At 60.4% G+C, this 14,920-nt stretch carries 18 protein-coding genes and 1 tRNA gene; all 19 read right to left on the reverse strand.

All coding sequences use genetic code 11. The features are described from left to right. Window positions 1–640: 640 nt before the first annotated feature. The 19 genes from METLI_RS03010 to METLI_RS03095 all read right to left on the reverse strand — a co-directional run bounded on the left by METLI_RS03010 (window position 641) and on the right by METLI_RS03095 (window position 14,918). The gene (locus tag METLI_RS03010) at window positions 641–1,930 is read right to left on the reverse strand and encodes a PEGA domain-containing protein (RefSeq protein ID WP_004037882.1); all 1,290 of its coding nucleotides are present in this window, start codon (window positions 1,928–1,930) and stop codon (window positions 641–643) included. 86 nt (window positions 1,931–2,016) lie between these two features. Continuing rightward, complete coding sequence (locus METLI_RS03015; protein ID WP_157203195.1) at window positions 2,017–2,529, reverse strand: hypothetical protein; 513 nt, start codon at window positions 2,527–2,529, stop codon at window positions 2,017–2,019. Window positions 2,530–2,646: 117 nt separating this feature from the next. Beyond that, the gene (locus METLI_RS03020) at window positions 2,647–4,326 is read right to left on the reverse strand and encodes a glutamate--tRNA ligase (RefSeq protein WP_004037884.1); all 1,680 of its coding nucleotides are present in this window, start codon (window positions 4,324–4,326) and stop codon (window positions 2,647–2,649) included. 1 nt (window position 4,327) lies between these two features. Beyond that, a complete protein-coding gene (locus METLI_RS03025; RefSeq protein WP_004037885.1) occupies window positions 4,328–5,296 on the reverse strand; it encodes a polyprenyl synthetase family protein in 969 nt (322 codons plus the stop codon). 12 nt (window positions 5,297–5,308) lie between these two features. Next, window positions 5,309–6,646 carry an RNase J family beta-CASP ribonuclease gene (locus METLI_RS03030; protein WP_004037888.1) on the reverse strand — a complete coding sequence of 446 codons (1,338 nt, stop codon included), beginning with the start codon at window positions 6,644–6,646 and terminating at the stop codon, window positions 5,309–5,311. Window positions 6,647–6,664: 18 nt separating this feature from the next. After that, window positions 6,665–7,708: a type 2 isopentenyl-diphosphate Delta-isomerase gene (gene fni / locus METLI_RS03035; RefSeq protein WP_004037889.1), complete on the reverse strand. Its 1,044-nt coding sequence runs from the start codon at window positions 7,706–7,708 to the stop codon at window positions 6,665–6,667. Between the two features lie 47 nt (window positions 7,709–7,755). After that, complete coding sequence (locus METLI_RS03040; RefSeq protein ID WP_004037890.1) at window positions 7,756–8,511, reverse strand: isopentenyl phosphate kinase; 756 nt, start codon at window positions 8,509–8,511, stop codon at window positions 7,756–7,758. Further along, window positions 8,504–9,373, reverse strand: coding sequence for a mevalonate kinase (gene mvk, locus METLI_RS03045; protein WP_004037892.1), 870 nt, complete (start codon window positions 9,371–9,373; stop codon window positions 8,504–8,506). The genes METLI_RS03040 and mvk overlap by 8 nt, the downstream gene beginning before the upstream one ends. A 1-nt stretch (window position 9,374) precedes the next feature. After that, window positions 9,375–10,160 (reverse strand): AmmeMemoRadiSam system protein B, encoded by a 786-nt coding sequence (amrB, locus tag METLI_RS03050; RefSeq protein WP_004037894.1) that lies wholly within the window; start codon window positions 10,158–10,160, stop codon window positions 9,375–9,377. Between the two features lie 25 nt (window positions 10,161–10,185). After that, window positions 10,186–10,797: a 30S ribosomal protein S2 gene (rpsB, locus tag METLI_RS03055; RefSeq protein ID WP_004037896.1), complete on the reverse strand. Its 612-nt coding sequence runs from the start codon at window positions 10,795–10,797 to the stop codon at window positions 10,186–10,188. 2 nt (window positions 10,798–10,799) lie between these two features. Further along, a complete protein-coding gene (gene eno / locus METLI_RS03060) occupies window positions 10,800–11,987 on the reverse strand; it encodes a phosphopyruvate hydratase (protein ID WP_004037898.1) in 1,188 nt (395 codons plus the stop codon). A gap of 4 nt (window positions 11,988–11,991) precedes the next feature. Further along, window positions 11,992–12,165, reverse strand: coding sequence for a DNA-directed RNA polymerase subunit K (locus tag METLI_RS03065; RefSeq protein WP_004037899.1), 174 nt, complete (start codon window positions 12,163–12,165; stop codon window positions 11,992–11,994). 29 nt (window positions 12,166–12,194) lie between these two features. Then, window positions 12,195–12,267: transfer RNA gene (locus METLI_RS03070), tRNA-Pro, on the reverse strand. Further along, window positions 12,268–12,456, reverse strand: a complete 189-nt coding sequence (locus METLI_RS12660; protein ID WP_004037901.1) for a DNA-directed RNA polymerase subunit N — start codon at window positions 12,454–12,456, stop codon at window positions 12,268–12,270. It abuts the tRNA gene before it with no gap. 32 nt (window positions 12,457–12,488) lie between these two features. Beyond that, window positions 12,489–12,890 carry a 30S ribosomal protein S9 gene (locus METLI_RS03075; protein WP_004037912.1) on the reverse strand — a complete coding sequence of 134 codons (402 nt, stop codon included), beginning with the start codon at window positions 12,888–12,890 and terminating at the stop codon, window positions 12,489–12,491. Between the two features lie 12 nt (window positions 12,891–12,902). Then, window positions 12,903–13,325, reverse strand: a complete 423-nt coding sequence (locus METLI_RS03080) for a 50S ribosomal protein L13 (RefSeq protein ID WP_004037913.1) — start codon at window positions 13,323–13,325, stop codon at window positions 12,903–12,905. 4 nt (window positions 13,326–13,329) lie between these two features. Next, window positions 13,330–13,698 carry a 50S ribosomal protein L18e gene (locus tag METLI_RS03085; RefSeq protein WP_004037914.1) on the reverse strand — a complete coding sequence of 123 codons (369 nt, stop codon included), beginning with the start codon at window positions 13,696–13,698 and terminating at the stop codon, window positions 13,330–13,332. After that, window positions 13,699–14,523, reverse strand: coding sequence for a DNA-directed RNA polymerase subunit D (locus METLI_RS03090; protein ID WP_004037915.1), 825 nt, complete (start codon window positions 14,521–14,523; stop codon window positions 13,699–13,701). It abuts the gene before it with no gap. Continuing rightward, window positions 14,523–14,918 (reverse strand): 30S ribosomal protein S11, encoded by a 396-nt coding sequence (locus METLI_RS03095; RefSeq protein ID WP_004037916.1) that lies wholly within the window; start codon window positions 14,916–14,918, stop codon window positions 14,523–14,525. Before METLI_RS03095 ends, METLI_RS03090 begins: the two co-directional genes overlap by 1 nt. Window positions 14,919–14,920: the final 2 nt, after the last annotated feature.

Consider the following 14,920-nt stretch of genomic DNA (forward strand, 5'->3'; position numbering starts at 1 on the left):
TCATCTCGATTTTCAGGAACCCTCACGCTCTCAGCGCGAAGATTTGGAACTCGTTCTGTGAGTGGAGCGGACACTGCCTGGGGGTTGCACCCCGGACCCCTGCATGCGATTGCCCTGGATATGCAGGGAACGGGCAGGGCGGTGTGGTTCTCGATGAAAATTCTTGATGGACGTGCCGGAGTGTTTTGTGGGTTCCTACCCCAATCGCAGTTTCGAGGGGCAGCAGGCCCTCGGCAGAGGCACACAGGCCCCCATCTGCTTTCGGAAACTGCTGGGCGAATGGCCTCGCCCAGACCATCCCGGAGCCTGGTTCCACGATAAAGGGAAGATCTATCATACCCTCACCAGGGCACCTTCAAGCGATCTCGATCGTTGTTGGAGAGGAGCTTTTTAACAAAGCCGGATAATCCTATTTTTTGACGCGTCGATCTTCTTCTGACCCCGCTCAGGTGAATTGGCTCCTTCTCTATTGATTGCGGAGAGATGTGTGCAGCCCTATCTCGATCCCGCCTCCGCCTTCCCGTTCCAATCGGCACCGTGGGGTGAACCCCTATTGTCCGAATGGTTGCTGTGTTCGATCAAGGGCCGGGTTGCCCCTCTTTTTTTCACCTGAGAGCGGGCTTACGGGAAAAAAAGGTAGTTATCGCCGCCGCAGCAGCAGGACCGCTGCAGCAATGGCCGCCGCCCCGAGGGCTGCAAAGGGCGTGGCCGCGGCCTCTGTCGGTGTCGTCTCTGTCGGTGCTGTCGGGTTCAGCGTGGCGTTCACCGTCACCGTCGCCCCGGCAGAGACCGAAACGTTGCCCGTCCATGGCTCAAAACCCTGGCGTTGCAGGAAAACGGCATAGTTCCCTGGCACAAGATCCTGGAGGGTGAGCGGGGTGATCCCCATATACCTGTTGTCCAGGTAGATCTCCGCCCCTGAAGGTGAGGAGGCGATGGAAAGGGCCCCGGTCTCGATCCCTGTTGTCGTCGGCACCGTCGTGGACACCGTCGTGGTCTGGACTGGCGACTCGACGGTGAAGGTCCGCACCAGATTGTCGTCCCCGCCGAAGGCGAGATGCTTCCCGTCTGCAGAGATCGCCGCACCTCTGACTGAAGTCCCGATCGCCTGGTTCCATATAACCAGTCCGTTCCGGTCGAAGAGATAGGCGTTCTGGTCGAGCGAACCGGCAGCAATCCATTCGCCACCCTCGCTCACCGAAACCGCACTCACCGATCCCCGCGTCGGGGTGCTCCAGAGGAGGGTGCCGTCCCGGTCATAGAGGTAGACCTTTGTGTCGGCCGATCCTGCGGCGACATACTTTCCGTCAGGAGAGAGGGCGACGGCGAGGACGTTGGCGAATAAGACACGAGACCAGAGGAGTTTTCCTGTCTGATCGAAGAGATAGACCCGGTCGTCGTTGGACCCGGCGGCGATCAGACCGGCGTCGGGTGTGATGGCGGCGGCGAGGACGTCGTCCCCGGTCATATAGGACCACGCAGATGCCCCGGTGCCATCGAAGAGATGGACCCGGTCGTCCGAACCTCCGACGGCGACATAGGCCCCACCGTCCGCAACCCCCACGCCGTATATCCGGGTGGGCAGGACCGTGCTCCAGCGCAGATCTCCATTGACGTCATAGAGATAGACCCTGTTGTCGCTCCCTCCCGCACCCACGGCGCTCCCGTCAGGTGCGATGGAGACGGCGCCTAATGCTGCCGCTGCTCCTTTCTGCCACTGGACCGCACCTCCGGCGCCTATCAGGGTCGTCTTTGCATCGTCGCCGCCCGCGACGACCAGCCCCCCGTCTCCGGAGATAGAGACCGACCGCACGGTTGCCTGGCTCGTATAGGTCCAGTCAGGGGAGACCGTGACCGCCATTGCCGTGCAGCACAGAATGCCGAGCGCGGCAGCGATCAGGAGGGCCCTGACGATAGTTTGCTGTGTCATGGAAGGGAGTATCTGGATCCTTCTATTTATCTTGCGGGGGTTGAAAGCGGTGGGGGGGAAGTCCTTCGAAAGAAGTGCAGGGCAGTTCACATGCGGCGCACCAGAAACGCCCCGACGCCGATGCCGAAGACGGCGACAACCAGGCTGCAGGGCATCTGCGCCGGTGCGGTCTCAGGCGTCGTCGCCGTGGCTGTTGTTTCCGCAGTCGTCACGGGTGTCGTGATCTCGCTCACCGTCTCTTCGGTGATGGTGAACCCTCCGCTCGTCTCTGTCCCGCTCTCCATGTGGGTGACCGTCACCAGATAGGTATCAGGCGGGAGGGGGGTTTTGACGGTGAATGTCCATACGTTATACGGGCTCCCCTCCTCCACGATCACGGTGCCCGATGCCCCGGAAAACTTTTCTGGCTCGCTCTTATCTGTCGGGGTGAAGGAGGCGGAGACGACCTCCACCAGCAAAATATTCTCCGCTGCCAGGTTCGTCGTTCCACCGACGATCACTGTACCGTTCTCCCCGCCGGCAACCGTCGAGATCTCCACCCATCCAGCCGCCGCCACCGATACGGGCAGGCAGGCGAGGATGAGGATCATGAGTGCCATCGTGCGCATGGGGGGTGATGGCGCTTCATGGGTATTAATGATCTGGTCATTCCTGCCAGCGAGCCCAATGAAGATCGCTGTGGATGAGATCGCAGAAAAAAGAACGGAGTATTTCCTTCACCGGTGGGTGAAGTAGCAGAGCACGCCTGCCTCGTCGGCGCGATCGACCCTGACAAATCCGAACCGCTCGAACTGGACGGTCCTGCCCTCATACCCGGCGACCTGGGGCTCGCACACCCCGCTCACCTCGCCCTCGGGCGTCAGCACCCGGCAGGGGATGCCGTAGCCTTCGGGGAGCCACTGTATGATCGGGGCCTTTGCCGCTCTCGCCGCCGCGAGATCGTCGCCGGCGTATTCGGCCTGACCGACGCCGGTCATCCTGATGTTGAAGAGATCTTTCATCCGGACGAGGGCCGCGCCCTCGGTCTCGGCCTGCGGCAGCACCGCTGCGCCCGCAAAGGCGATCTCTCTGACACCCCGTGCGGCATCCCCGGGATAGAGCGGGATCTGTGCGACCTGCTCCGGGGCCCCCTCGATCCTGACCGAGACCGGATCAGGGACGAAGAAGAAGCGGTCAGAGACATGATCGATGACCGCCTTGTTCTTGGCGTAGAGGTTCTCCCAGGAGAAGGAGATATCGGTCTCCCCGATTCCGATCTCCACGACCGCCTCCCGCACCGCCTCGGGCTTGATGCCGCGGCGTGCGATCGCCCGCAGGGTGCCGAGGTGAATGTCGTCCCACCCGGTATAGGTTCCGGCGTTGATCCCCTCGCGCATCGACGATGTGGAGAGCACGACCCCCTCGATACCCATGCGCCCGTAATGGCGGTACACCGGTGGCCTCCAGCCGAAATAATCGTAGATATACCGCTGGCGCCGGGTGTTGGCGATATGGTCCTTCCCCCGGATCACATGGGTGATCCCGAGGAGGTGATCGTCTATAACGACCGAGAAGTTCATCAACGGATAGACCCTCGCCTCGATCCGCGGGTGGTGGGGCGTGTCCACGATCCTGAAGATGGAGAAGTCCCGCATCGCCGGGTCAGGATGGGCCAGATCGGTCTTCACCCGCACTGTCACCTGCCCCTCGGCGAAATCGCCGCCGAGCATCCGGTCCCAGAGGGCGAGGTTCTCCTCGATCGAATGAGAGCGGCATGGACAGGCCTTCTGTTTGATCTTCAGGTCGCGGAAATATTCGGCGTCGCAGGTGCAGACATACGCGCCGCCGATCTCGATGAGTTTCCTGCCCAGATCGTAGTAGACCTCCATCCGGTCGCTCTGATAGACAATATCGGTGATGCCGAGCCCCATCCACTCGATGTCCTCCTGCACCATCTGGTAGGCATCAGGGTCGACCCGCCTGGGGTCGGTGTCCTCGATCCGCAGCACGTAGCGGCCGCCATAGCGTTTCACATAGGCGTCGTTCAGGAAGGCGGCCCTCGCATGGCCGAGGTGAAGAGGCCCTGACGGGTTGGGGGCAAAGCGCATCACCACGCCGCCCTCGGCCTCCTCAAGGGGGGGGAGCTCCTTTGACCGGTCCTTCTTCCCGCTGTTCGTTTCGCCGGCGAGTTCAGGAGCGAGTTCCTCCAGCCGCGCCTTCCATGCCTCGGGCGGCATCCCTGCCACCTCGTCGAGCACCTCTGTGAGCACGCCCGGGATCTCTTTTGCATGCGGGCGGAGCTCAGGGTGGGCGCCGAGCACCTTGCCCATGACCGCCTTTGGATTCGGCACATTGCCGTACTTCACGGCATTCTGGAGCGCGTAGACATACAGGACCCTTCTGACCCCTGCATCCATCCTAAAAACTCCGTGTCACGAAAAACTCTACGAGTTCGTCAAGGTACCTGCGCTGTTTCGAGTCGGGCAGCACTTTCAGAGACTGTCGGGCGTTCGCCACCTTCTCCGCGGCAATCTTGCGCACCTCTGCGATCACGCCGGCCTCCTCCAGCTCGGCGATGGCGGCGTCGACTTCGGCGGGCGAGAGCGGGCGGCGGTACTTCGCAAGGTCGAGCCCCTGCTCGCGGGCGATGATGGCGACGAGCGTCTGCTTCCCCTCGCGGAGATCCGAGCCCCGGTCCTTCCCGCTCTTCTCCGGAGGCGCCAGCAGATCGATGAGGTCGTCCTGGATCTGGAAGGCGATCCCGGCATTCATGCCGTACTGGTAGAGGGCGCTCACCTGCATGGCGTTTCCGCCGGCAAGAATCGCACCGATACCTGCCGAGGCAGCGTAGAGTGCCCCGGTCTTCTTTGCCGCCATCTCGATGTAATCTGCGGCCTCCACAGCATCTCCGGCCTTCTCGAAGGTCATGTCCAGGTGCTGCCCCTCGCAGATCTCCGCGCAGGTCCGTGCAAGCATGGCGACCGCCTTCACCCTTGCCCGGTCCTCGGCAAGAGCATGGGTGAGGTACTCAAAGGCCTTTGCGTAGAGGACGTCGCCTGCCAGGATCGCCGTCGGCATGTCCCATTTTGTATGGACCGTCGGCACGCCGCGGCGGGTGGCATCCCCGTCCATGATATCGTCGTGGACAAGGGTGAAGGTGTGCGTCATCTCAAGGGCGAGGGCGGCGCTCATCAGGTCGTCCGAGCTCCCCGGTCTCACCGTCTCGGCCGCGAGGAGCAGCACCGCAGGACGCAGGCGTTTCCCGCCTGCAAGGAGCAGGTGAGCTCCGGCCTTATAAAGTTCGCCAAACACGTCTCCAAAATACCGGTCAAGGGCCATATCGACCGTGCCGGCGGTCGCCTCAAGATAGGTCTCCAGATCGTTCATGTCAATCCTCCATTATTTGAGCAGAAGCCGCTGCCCGTTCCTCAGCAGGTGGATATCGTTGTTCAGGGTATATCCGCACCCCTCGGCGAACTTCAGGTAGCCGCCGGTCATATCGATGTCCCCATGGGACGGGATGATGTGCTGGGGGTTTAAGAGATGGATCAATTCGTAGTGGTCCTCCCGGTAGGCATGGCCGCTCACGTGGAGCTCGTCGTGGATGCGTGCGCCCTTCATCCGCAGGAGCGTCTCGACGAGGTGGCGCTGGCCATAGTTCATCGGGTTTGGGATCACCTTTGCCGAGAAGAGGATCTTGTCGCCCTTCTCGACCTTGTATGGCGTGTCTCCCTGTGCAATCCTGGTCAGGATCGCCCCGGGCTCGCCCTGGTGGCCGGTGACGATCGGGACGAACTTGTCCTTGCCGGTCTTTAAGATGTGACGAAGCGTCCGGTCCACCGTCCGCCTGTTCCCGAAGACCGAGAGCGTCGGCGGGAAAGAGACGAGTTTTAACTGCTCGGCGGTCGTGGAGTAGCGCTCCATCGAGCGGCCGAGGAGTACGGGCTTTCTCCCCATCTCATGGGCGCACTCGGCGATCGTCTTGATCCGCGAGATATGGGACGAGAAGGTCGAAACGATCATGGCGCCTTTGTCGTCCTCATAACTGGTCATCGTATCGCGCACCAGATCGCGGGCGATCCGCTCGCTCGGGCATCTCCCTTTCTTATCGATGTTCGTCGACTCGACGACGAGGGCGATCACGCCCTCCTTGCCGATCTGGCGGAGGCGGGCGAGGTCGGGCGGGTCGCCGAGCACCGGCGTCCGGTCGAGTTTGAAATCGTTTGCATAGACGATCGCCCCGTCCTTTGTGTGGAGGACAGCCATCACCGTATCGATGATCGAGTGCTGCATCTTGACAAATTCCAGGGTGATGTTCTGGGAGATGCGGAAGCGCTGGCCGGGCCGCAGGACCTGCACCTTGTTGTTCACCCCGAACTTCTGCTCGCCCTGGATCTGCTGTTTGATCAGCTCGACCGTGTAGGGCGTCCCGATGATCGGAGCGTTGTACCGGTGCGCGAGCTTCGGGATCGCCCCGATATGGTCGAGGTGGCCGTGCGTGCAGACGATCGCCTTCACGCTCCCCTCGACGGTGTTCATCATCGTGTCGTCGGGGATCGCCTTCATCTCGATCAGGTCGAGGGAGTGCATGTTCTCGAGTTCGGCATCCTCGTGGATCATGATCTGGTCGAGCCTGATGCCCATATCGAAGATGACGATCTCCTTTCCGCAGCGGACGGCGGTCATGTTTCGACCGACTTCGTTGTAGCCGCCCACTGCAACAATTTCAATATCCATTTTTTATCTCCTATTTATCTAAATTTCAAGCATCTGGCGTGTTTTTCCCGTAATATAGGTCCGTGCCTTTGCAAGATCCGTAATGCTGCCGGATCCTGTCAGGAACATCGCCGCGCGCACCTCTCGCAGGATTGTGCCGACCGCGGCTTCGAGAGCCTCATCGCTCTGCATCGCAGGGCGCAGGAAAGGAAGCGCCATCCCGCCAAGGCTGGCACCGAGTGCAATCGCCTTCGCGACATCGATCCCGCTCCGCACGCCGCCGGTGGCGATCACCGGGCCGGTGCCGCCCACCTCGCCGAGGCTGACCACTGTCGGGATGCCCCAGTCGAGGAAGCGCTCACCGAGTGACCGCAGGCCTTCGTCTTCGGTCCGCTCCACCTCGACTGCCGCCCATGAGGTGCCGCCTGCGCCGCCGAGATCGATCGCTGCGGCGCCCGCACCCCAGATGAGACGCGCAGTCTCCCTGGATATGCCTGCCCCGGTTTCTTTGACGATCACCGGCGTTTTAAAGTCTTCGCAGAGCTCGGCGATGGCCGCAAGGCAGCCGCGTGCATCGTGATCGCCTTCAGGCTGGATCGCCTCCTGCAGGAAATTGAGGTGGATACAGAGGGCATCGGCATCGATCATCTCGACCGCCAGCTCAGCCCATCCGGCACCATGATCGCGCACCTGCACCGCGCCGAGATTGGCGCAGAGAAAGGCGTTGGGCGCTTCGTCCCGGACGACCGAGAAACTCTCGGCCACGTCAGGGTGTTCGAGCGCTGCGCGCTGGGATCCTACACCCAGGCCGAGACCGAACATTCCGGCGACCCGTGCGAGTCTCCGGTTTACTTCGGTCGTTGCGGGGTGACCGCCGGTCATTGCGGCGATAAAAATAGGCGCGCCGAGAGAGGCGCCGAGGAATTCTGTCTCCAGTCTGATGTCTTCGAGATCCTGCTCCGGCAGGGCCTCATGCACCAGCCTGACGTCCTCGAAGCCTGCGCTGCCCGCCTCAACCTCGTGCTCGCAGCAGATCCGGAGGTGGTCCAGCTTCCGCGAGGACGTCTGCGTATTCTTTCTGATAGAGATTCCTCCGTTGTTGTTTGCTGGTGTGCCTGGTCGTCATGCTGTTATCTTCTGACGATCGTTCCGCTGTGGTCTTTCCCATCAAGGAAATCAGCGGTGCGGGAGATGTGAAATATATGCGACTCGATCCCCTCGTCCGCAAGTGCAAGGAGTTCGTTGATCTTTCCCTTCATCCCGCCGGTGACGTCGGTGTTCTCTGAACACCCGATAGACAGATGTCTGACTGTATCCCTTGTGATCGCCGGTACCACCGCGCCGCCGTCGAGGACGCCCGCGACATCGGTTGCAAGCCCGACCCGCCCTGCCCTCAGGGCAACGGCAAGGTACCGGATGATCTGATCGCCTGAAATGATGCAGGCACCGCGGCTCATGTCCGTCACCACGTCCCCGTGAAGGACCGGGGTGATGCCGAGCCGTACCAGTTGAGTAATAGATATGCACTCACAGGATATGAGCTGTCCGTTGTCTGCATGACACCCCGCGAGGGGGTGGATACCCACGGCATCGACGCCGTTCGCTCTCAGCGCCGCAACAACGGCCCGGTTCAGGGCGGCGACCGCCTCATGGGTGACGGCGACGCCTGCTCGGTTCTCCGGGCCGACCCCATCCTGGATACGGTAGTGTTTTGCCTCGGGGTGGCCGCAGGAGCCAGCCCCATGGACGATGATGAGGCGCTGCTCGGGGCGCTGTGCGATCACGCCGGCAATCTCTGCGAGGCGCGCATGGTCGATCGCTCCGCTGCCTCCCTTGTCGGTGACGACGCTTCCCCCGAGCTTCAGCAGTGTAATCTCTCTATTCATTTTTCTCTCTGCGTATTCCTTCGGTGTCGATGGTGGTGATGATCGAGCGTGCCCCGGTGGCGTCCATTGCGCCTGCCACCCTGCTCTTTGCGTGTTTGGGGCAGAGTGCAACCATGCACCCGCCGCCGCCGGCGCCGGTTATCTTTGCTCCGAACGCCCCTGTAGCCCTGGCGGTGAGCACGAGCTTTGAAAGGGCCGGGTGTCCAACGCCGATGGCGTCGAGCAGGGCGTGGTTAACGTCCATGCACTGGCCGAGCTGCTGGGGTTTGTTCATGCTTTTTATTGCCTTCATGGTCACCGCGCCGATGGCGTCGAGGATCGGGTTGATGATCTCAGGATTGCGCTGCCGCTCCTGCGCCACATGCTCAACCATCTTTGAGGTGGAGTGGGAGACCAGGCTGTTGCCGATGATCAGATGAAAGTTCTGGGGGGGAAGGCGCCGTTTCGAATCGCCGGTGATCAGCACGATCCCCCCGAAGGTCGTTACATAGGTGTCGGTGGGGCTTGCCCGTCCCTTCTGGACCTTCTTCTCGATCGCGTAGGCGCGCTCGGCGATCTCTTCTCTGGTGAACCCGAGATTGAACTCCTCTGATATCGCTGCAAGGGTGGCCGCCGTCACCGCCGCCGATGAACCGAGGCCAGAAGAACTCGGGAGCTGGGACCTGATATAAACGCTTCCCTGCACGCCGGTCGAACGGAAACACTCTTCGATATAGGGCGAGCGCGCATGCGGGGGGTTCCGGCTTTTTCTGACCGTCACGGCGACCCTGGGTTTGATCGCCATGGCAACGCCTGGTTTACCATATACAACGGCGTGTTCGCCGAAAAGAAAAACTTTGCCGGGAGCGCTCCAGGTAGCCACGCTACACCACCATGATGGCGGCGTAGCCGACTACCTCGGGATCCCCGGTCACGTCGCCACTTGTGGCATAGGTGAGCAGGCGGCCCTCGGTCGCCCCGAGTGCTTTGCATACGGCGATCATTGCAGCAATCGGGCCGTATCCGCATGCTGAAATATCGTACTCCACGATGCTCCGGTAGAGCCCGTCGACATCGAGGCGTTCGATCGCCTCGATTGCCATGGCGTCACGTTTGCGTGCCTGACTTTCAGGAATATAATGCGAAAAATCGCTGGATGCAACGATCCTGACCTCGCGCCCGGTTGCCCTTATGGCGCGGACGATCTTACCGGCAACCAGTTCGGCACTTGCCGGGCTCTGGTCGCCCATCATAATCGGCGCTATCTGTGCGCGCGGGAAAAAATGTTTGATAAAGGGGGTCTGGACCTCCAGGGAGTGTTCGTCCTCCATGGAAACCTCGTCCACCCTGATATCAAGCGCTCTCACGAAATCGACGTCTACATCGACGATCCCGAGGGGCGTCTCCCAGGGTATTGCCGAGGTGCAGGTCAGAAATCCCCGGTGGCTCGGGCCGATCACCACGAATGTCCCGTCAAAATCCGGCCTGATCGCGGAGAACGCCCGGGCTCCGACCGCACCTGAGTACGGGTAGCCTGCATGGGGGGAGACAATACCGAGTGCATCTGGAGCAGGTCTCTCGACGGGGGTGACCGTTTCGAGGAACTGCTCGAGATGGCCCGGTTCGCCGGGATAGAACATGCCTGCGAAGGTGCATGGCCTGGTCTCCATCCTCTCCTGCCTCCTGGTTGTCCGATTACAGCTCGGTCTCGAAGTCCTCGGGAGTGAGCGAGGTCGAAACACCGCGCAGACGGAACATCTCCCTGGTCAGCAGGTAGTAGATGAGCGAAAGAGCCTTTCTACCCTTGTTGTTTGTCGGAATGACAAGATCGAGATAACTTGTCATGTTGTTGGTGTCACAGAGGCCGATGACGGGGATACCGTTCTGAACCGCTTCACGGACGGCCTGAGCGTCTCCCATCGGGTCGGTGACGATGACGACTTCGGGTTCGATATAGTGCTCGAAGTTCGGGTTGGTCATGAGGCCCGGGATGTATCTCCCGATCGCCGAGGTGCCGCCGATGGCGTCGGCAAACTTCTTTGCCGGGTACTGGGCGTACTGTCTGGAGGCCACCACCAGGATCTTCGGGGCGTCGTATCCGGAGAGGAACTTTGCCACCATCTTGATCCGCTCGTCGGTTGCCTTGATGTCAAGGATATACAGTCCGTCCCCGCGCACGCGGTAGATGAACTTTTTCATGTCCTGGCTCTTCTGCTGGGTACCAATGTGGACGCCTGCTGCGAGGTATTCTTCCACAGGAACGAGCGGCTCGTTCAACACAATTTCCATCTCACTCTCTTCTGCCATTGTTAGATCATCTCCTCAATGCGTATGAGTTCATTCAGTTTTGCGATTCTTTCGCCGCCCACGACTCCGGTCTTCAGGAGTCTGCACTCGAATGCGGTGGCAAGGTGGGCGATGGTCTCGTCGGTCGTCTCACCTGAGCGGTGGCTCATCACCGTGTCCATCCCCTGGGACTTGGCAAGGTGCACCGACTCGAAGGTGTCGGTCAGCGTTCCGATCTGGTTGGGTTTGATGAGCACGCAGTTCGATGCTCCAGCCTCGATGCCCTGCGTGATCCGCTCGACGTTTGTCACATAGAGGTCGTCGCCGCAGATCATGCAGCGGTCTCCGACCTGCGCGGTGATCTCGGCGAAGCCTTCGAAGTCCTCCTCCTGGAGGGGGTCTTCGACATAGACGAGGCCGTAACGGTCGACCAGTTCGGCAATATATGCGATCTGATCCTCGGTCGATCTCTTGATGCCGGTGTACGTGTAGGCACTCCCGTCCCACATCTCTGTGGCGGCCACGTCGATCCCCATGCTGATGGAGATCTTCAACTCGTCGGAGACGGCGTCGACCGCTCGGGAGAGCAGGTCGAATGCTTCGGCGTCAGCGATTCTGGGGGCCCATGCCCCTTCGTCGCCCTTTCCGCAGCCTTTGCCCTCCGCGATCAGGAGTTCCTTTACTTTTTTGTGTACGGCCGCGTTTGCAAAGACCGCTTCCTCAGCACAGGAGGCGCCGGTCGGAATGACCAGGAACTCCTGGATGTCTGTGGCGTTTGTTGCATGAGCCCCGCCCCCGATGACATTTCCAAGGGGCAGGGGGGTCCGCTGCGTGAATGCGCCGCCAAGATATCTGAAGAGTTCTGTTCCTGTTGCGTTCGCGGCCGCCTTTGCACAGGCGAGGGAGAGTGCCACCGCCACGTTCGCTCCGATGGCGGAGAAATCGGCGGTGCCGTCCGCATCGTGGAGTGCATAGTCGAAACCCACCTGATCGGCGGCGTCAAGCCCGACGAGCTCGGGGACAAGGTTCTCGCGTGCAGCGGCGATCGCCTCCCGCGGCGGTCGAACCTTTGCCTCCCAGGTGCCGGTAGAGGCGCCGCTCGGCGCTGCAGCCCGGCCGAAACCGCAACAGGTGTACACCTCGGCCTCAACGGTCGGGTTGCCCCTGCTGTCCAGGATCGTTCTCAGTACGATTCTCTCAATCTCAGTCATCTGATCACGCCCTCTTTTTTACGGTGATGGGGATCTGATCCAGTCCGAATTCCTCAAGTGCAATGTTAAGAGGATCAACATTGCCTGTAGGAATGAGAACCGGAGCACCCATGGAGATCTGAAGTGCGCGTGCTCCGACAATCCGTGCCTTTTCATAGCGAGTATATGGGTCCGTCATATATCATCAAAACACATAATAGTAGATAATGGGGTCGCTGAGATTCGAACTCAGGTCAGAGCATCCCGAACGCCCTAGGATACCAGGCTACCCCACGACCCCTTACTGGTACGGATTGACGTCGTCTACAGTCTCCCTGTGTGTGAGTAGCATCCGCCTGCAACAGTAGCGTTTTAAACCGAGATCGTCGAGGATCTCTTTTGGATCCTCGCCGGCTTCCCGACGCCGTTTGAACGCCTCCCATGCAGGGGAGATCACTTTGCCGCATGTAACGCATCGAACCGGGATCATATCTCGATTTACCTCTCTTTAATCTCTCGGTCTTAACGGTACGATTTCTGGAACTTCTTGCGTGCACCGCGGCCGTGCGGCTTTTTCGCTTCCTTCTGACGTGAATCGTTCACCAGGAGGGTGCGGTCATAGGTGATGAAGACATCCTTGACCTTTGGATCGTTGTGCCACTTCAGGATGCCGCGGGCGAGTGCGGTCCTGACGGCCTCGGCCTGTCCCATATAACCGCCGCCATTCACCTCGATTGCAATGTCCACGCCGTCAACTGAACCCGGGACAAGGAGCAGGGGCTCGGAGACCTTCATGCGGGCGAGTTCGGTGCCGTAGACCTCAAGGGGGACGGAGTTGATGCGGATCCGTCCTTTCCCTTCCTTCAGGGTCGCCCGTGCGATTGCGGTCTTTCTTTTTCCACTAGTATTTACGACCTTTACCATCTCTCTTCACCTCTAGAACCTGGATCCGAGTTTTGTGCTGATCTCACCGAGGGTTACGAACCTGGGGTTGTTCAGCCTATCGATCCCTGCCTTCTCGATGGTCTCGAACTCTTTGCCCTGGAACTCAAAGGGCACGCCGACGTAGACCTTCACATTTCTGAACGCATCCGCGCCGCGCTGGCGTTTGTACGGGAGCATGCCGCGAATGGTCCGCTTCAGAATGTGGTCGGGTCTTCTCGGGAAGAAGGGGCCGCCCTCAACAGAGCCGCGTGCCCGCTTCGTCTGGTAGTGCTCGATCACCATGGCCCGGCGCCCTGAGACGATTGCCTTCTCGGCGTTTAAGATTGCGAACTCTTCGCCCTGAAGTGAGCGCTTTGCGACGTTGCTTGCAAGCCGACCGAGCAGCAATCCCTCAGCATCAATTATCGTCACCATGATCTCACCTCAGTATCCTCACACCCGAGCCCTTCGGGTTTGCTGCCACCAGTTCTTCAATGGTCATGCAGTTGCCCTCAAGACCGGTGATCTTGATGATCGCAGACTCCGAGAAGTTCAGTGCGGCGACCGATACTTTCTGGTCGAGCACGCCACTTCCGAGCACCTTGCCGGGCACGAGGACGGTCTCTCCATCCTGTGCGTAGCGGTTGATCTTTCCGATGTTCACCTCAGCATAATTGGTGCTGGGTGCTTCCAGACTTTGTGCGATGACCCGCCATATCTTTGCATCGTTCTCGCGAGCGGTATCTTTCAGCATCGCGATGAGGTTGGAGAGACGGGGGTTCGTCTTCTGGTTTGTCCTCTTTGCCATCTAATTCACTCCGGCTATCTCGCTCAACGTATCAGCCAGATCCGTTGATTGATTCCTGATGTATTCCAGTCCTTTCTCTATGATCGTCGGAACAGGCAGCGAACCGTCGCTTTCCACGACAAATATGAACCGTGAGGTGTCGGAGCCGATCGATATTGCGGGCTCCAGGCCTATGCCGGTGGTCAGGCATGCCTTCTCACAGAGCTTGCAGAGCGAGCACTCCTCAAGTTTCCCGTCGACTACCCGGGCTTTGCGGCCTTTGAGTTCGAGCACGCCGCGCGGGCACTCGTCGATACACATGCCGCAGGCGTCGCAGTTCTCTGTGATGGTGATGACCGGGTAGGTCTTGTAACCGCAGGCAGTGACGGCCTGCCACTTTGCGTGTTCTGTGCCTGTGTTCAGGACGGCGCGCGCTTCGAGAACGACTTTCTGACCCTCGAAGAGTTTGACGATAGGAATGTCGTCGTGGACCGGTCTGGTTTCGGGGTCGTCTGATATGAGGTCGCCTGAATAGACGATCCCCGGCCCCTCGACGCTCATGGTGAATGTCACCGAGCAGAGGGGGCAGCCCGCGCCTTCGCACGAGCATCTGTCCTGTTTTACGAAACGGGTCAGGTCGGTCTTTATTGGGATGAGTCCGAGCCTGTGTGCCAGAATCTCATCGAAGAGTACGCTGGAGTTGTCATAGATCCTCAGGTCTTCGATGGCAAGCGTCGGCACCTCGCCGATCATGGCGCGGCGCAGGGTGTTGGCGAACGCTGGCGTGGCTCCGGAAAGCACGAAACGTGCGGAGTCGCTGTCAATTCTGGCGAATTCGATCTGCATCAGACTCTCCTTCCACGTCTCCCGCCCTTCTGGCGAATTGAGTCATGGGGGACCGGGGTGACATCCTCGATCTTACCGATGCGCATGCCTGCGCGGGAAAGGGCGCGGATTGCTGCCTGGGCGCCGGGGCCGGGGCTGCGCTGTTTGCCCTGTCCGGGAGCGCGGACCTTGACATGGAGCCCTGAGATCCCCTTTTCTCTGGCCGCGTTGGCGACGTTGATCGCCATCTGCATGGCTGCATAGGGTGAGCTCTCGTTGCGGTCCTGCTTGACGACCATACCGCCGCTGCTCTTGGTGATTGTCTCAGCCCCGGAGAGGTCGGTGACGGTGATGATGGTGTTGTTGAACGAGGCAAAGATGTGTGCCACGCCCCATTTCTCCTTCTCTGCTGCCATGA

The organism is Methanofollis liminatans DSM 4140 (assembly GCF_000275865.1).
Lineage (GTDB): Archaea > Halobacteriota > Methanomicrobia > Methanomicrobiales > Methanofollaceae > Methanofollis > Methanofollis liminatans.

What these genes read in the sequence shown, in the direction of transcription:
- METLI_RS03010 (WP_004037882.1), bottom strand. Translation starts at nt 1,930, where the DNA reads ATGACACAGCAAACTATCGTCAGGGCCCTCCTGATCGCTGCCGCGCTC.
- METLI_RS03015 (WP_157203195.1), bottom strand. Translation starts at nt 2,529, where the DNA reads ATGGCACTCATGATCCTCATCCTCGCCTGCCTGCCCGTATCGGTGGCG.
- METLI_RS03020 (WP_004037884.1), bottom strand. Translation starts at nt 4,326, where the DNA reads ATGGATGCAGGGGTCAGAAGGGTCCTGTATGTCTACGCGCTCCAGAAT.
- METLI_RS03025 (WP_004037885.1), bottom strand. Translation starts at nt 5,296, where the DNA reads ATGAACGATCTGGAGACCTATCTTGAGGCGACCGCCGGCACGGTCGAT.
- METLI_RS03030 (WP_004037888.1), bottom strand. Translation starts at nt 6,646, where the DNA reads ATGGATATTGAAATTGTTGCAGTGGGCGGCTACAACGAAGTCGGTCGA.
- METLI_RS03040 (WP_004037890.1), bottom strand. Translation starts at nt 8,511, where the DNA reads ATGAATAGAGAGATTACACTGCTGAAGCTCGGGGGAAGCGTCGTCACC.
- amrB (WP_004037894.1), bottom strand. Translation starts at nt 10,160, where the DNA reads ATGGAGACCAGGCCATGCACCTTCGCAGGCATGTTCTATCCCGGCGAA.
- rpsB (WP_004037896.1), bottom strand. Translation starts at nt 10,797, where the DNA reads ATGGCAGAAGAGAGTGAGATGGAAATTGTGTTGAACGAGCCGCTCGTT.
- eno (WP_004037898.1), bottom strand. Translation starts at nt 11,987, where the DNA reads ATGACTGAGATTGAGAGAATCGTACTGAGAACGATCCTGGACAGCAGG.
- METLI_RS03065 (WP_004037899.1), bottom strand. Translation starts at nt 12,165, where the DNA reads ATGACGGACCCATATACTCGCTATGAAAAGGCACGGATTGTCGGAGCA.
- METLI_RS12660 (WP_004037901.1), bottom strand. Translation starts at nt 12,456, where the DNA reads ATGATCCCGGTTCGATGCGTTACATGCGGCAAAGTGATCTCCCCTGCA.
- METLI_RS03075 (WP_004037912.1), bottom strand. Translation starts at nt 12,890, where the DNA reads ATGGTAAAGGTCGTAAATACTAGTGGAAAAAGAAAGACCGCAATCGCA.
- METLI_RS03080 (WP_004037913.1), bottom strand. Translation starts at nt 13,325, where the DNA reads ATGGTGACGATAATTGATGCTGAGGGATTGCTGCTCGGTCGGCTTGCA.
- METLI_RS03085 (WP_004037914.1), bottom strand. Translation starts at nt 13,698, where the DNA reads ATGGCAAAGAGGACAAACCAGAAGACGAACCCCCGTCTCTCCAACCTC.
- METLI_RS03090 (WP_004037915.1), bottom strand. Translation starts at nt 14,523, where the DNA reads ATGCAGATCGAATTCGCCAGAATTGACAGCGACTCCGCACGTTTCGTG.
- METLI_RS03095 (WP_004037916.1), bottom strand. Translation starts at nt 14,918, where the DNA reads ATGGCAGCAGAGAAGGAGAAATGGGGCGTGGCACACATCTTTGCCTCG.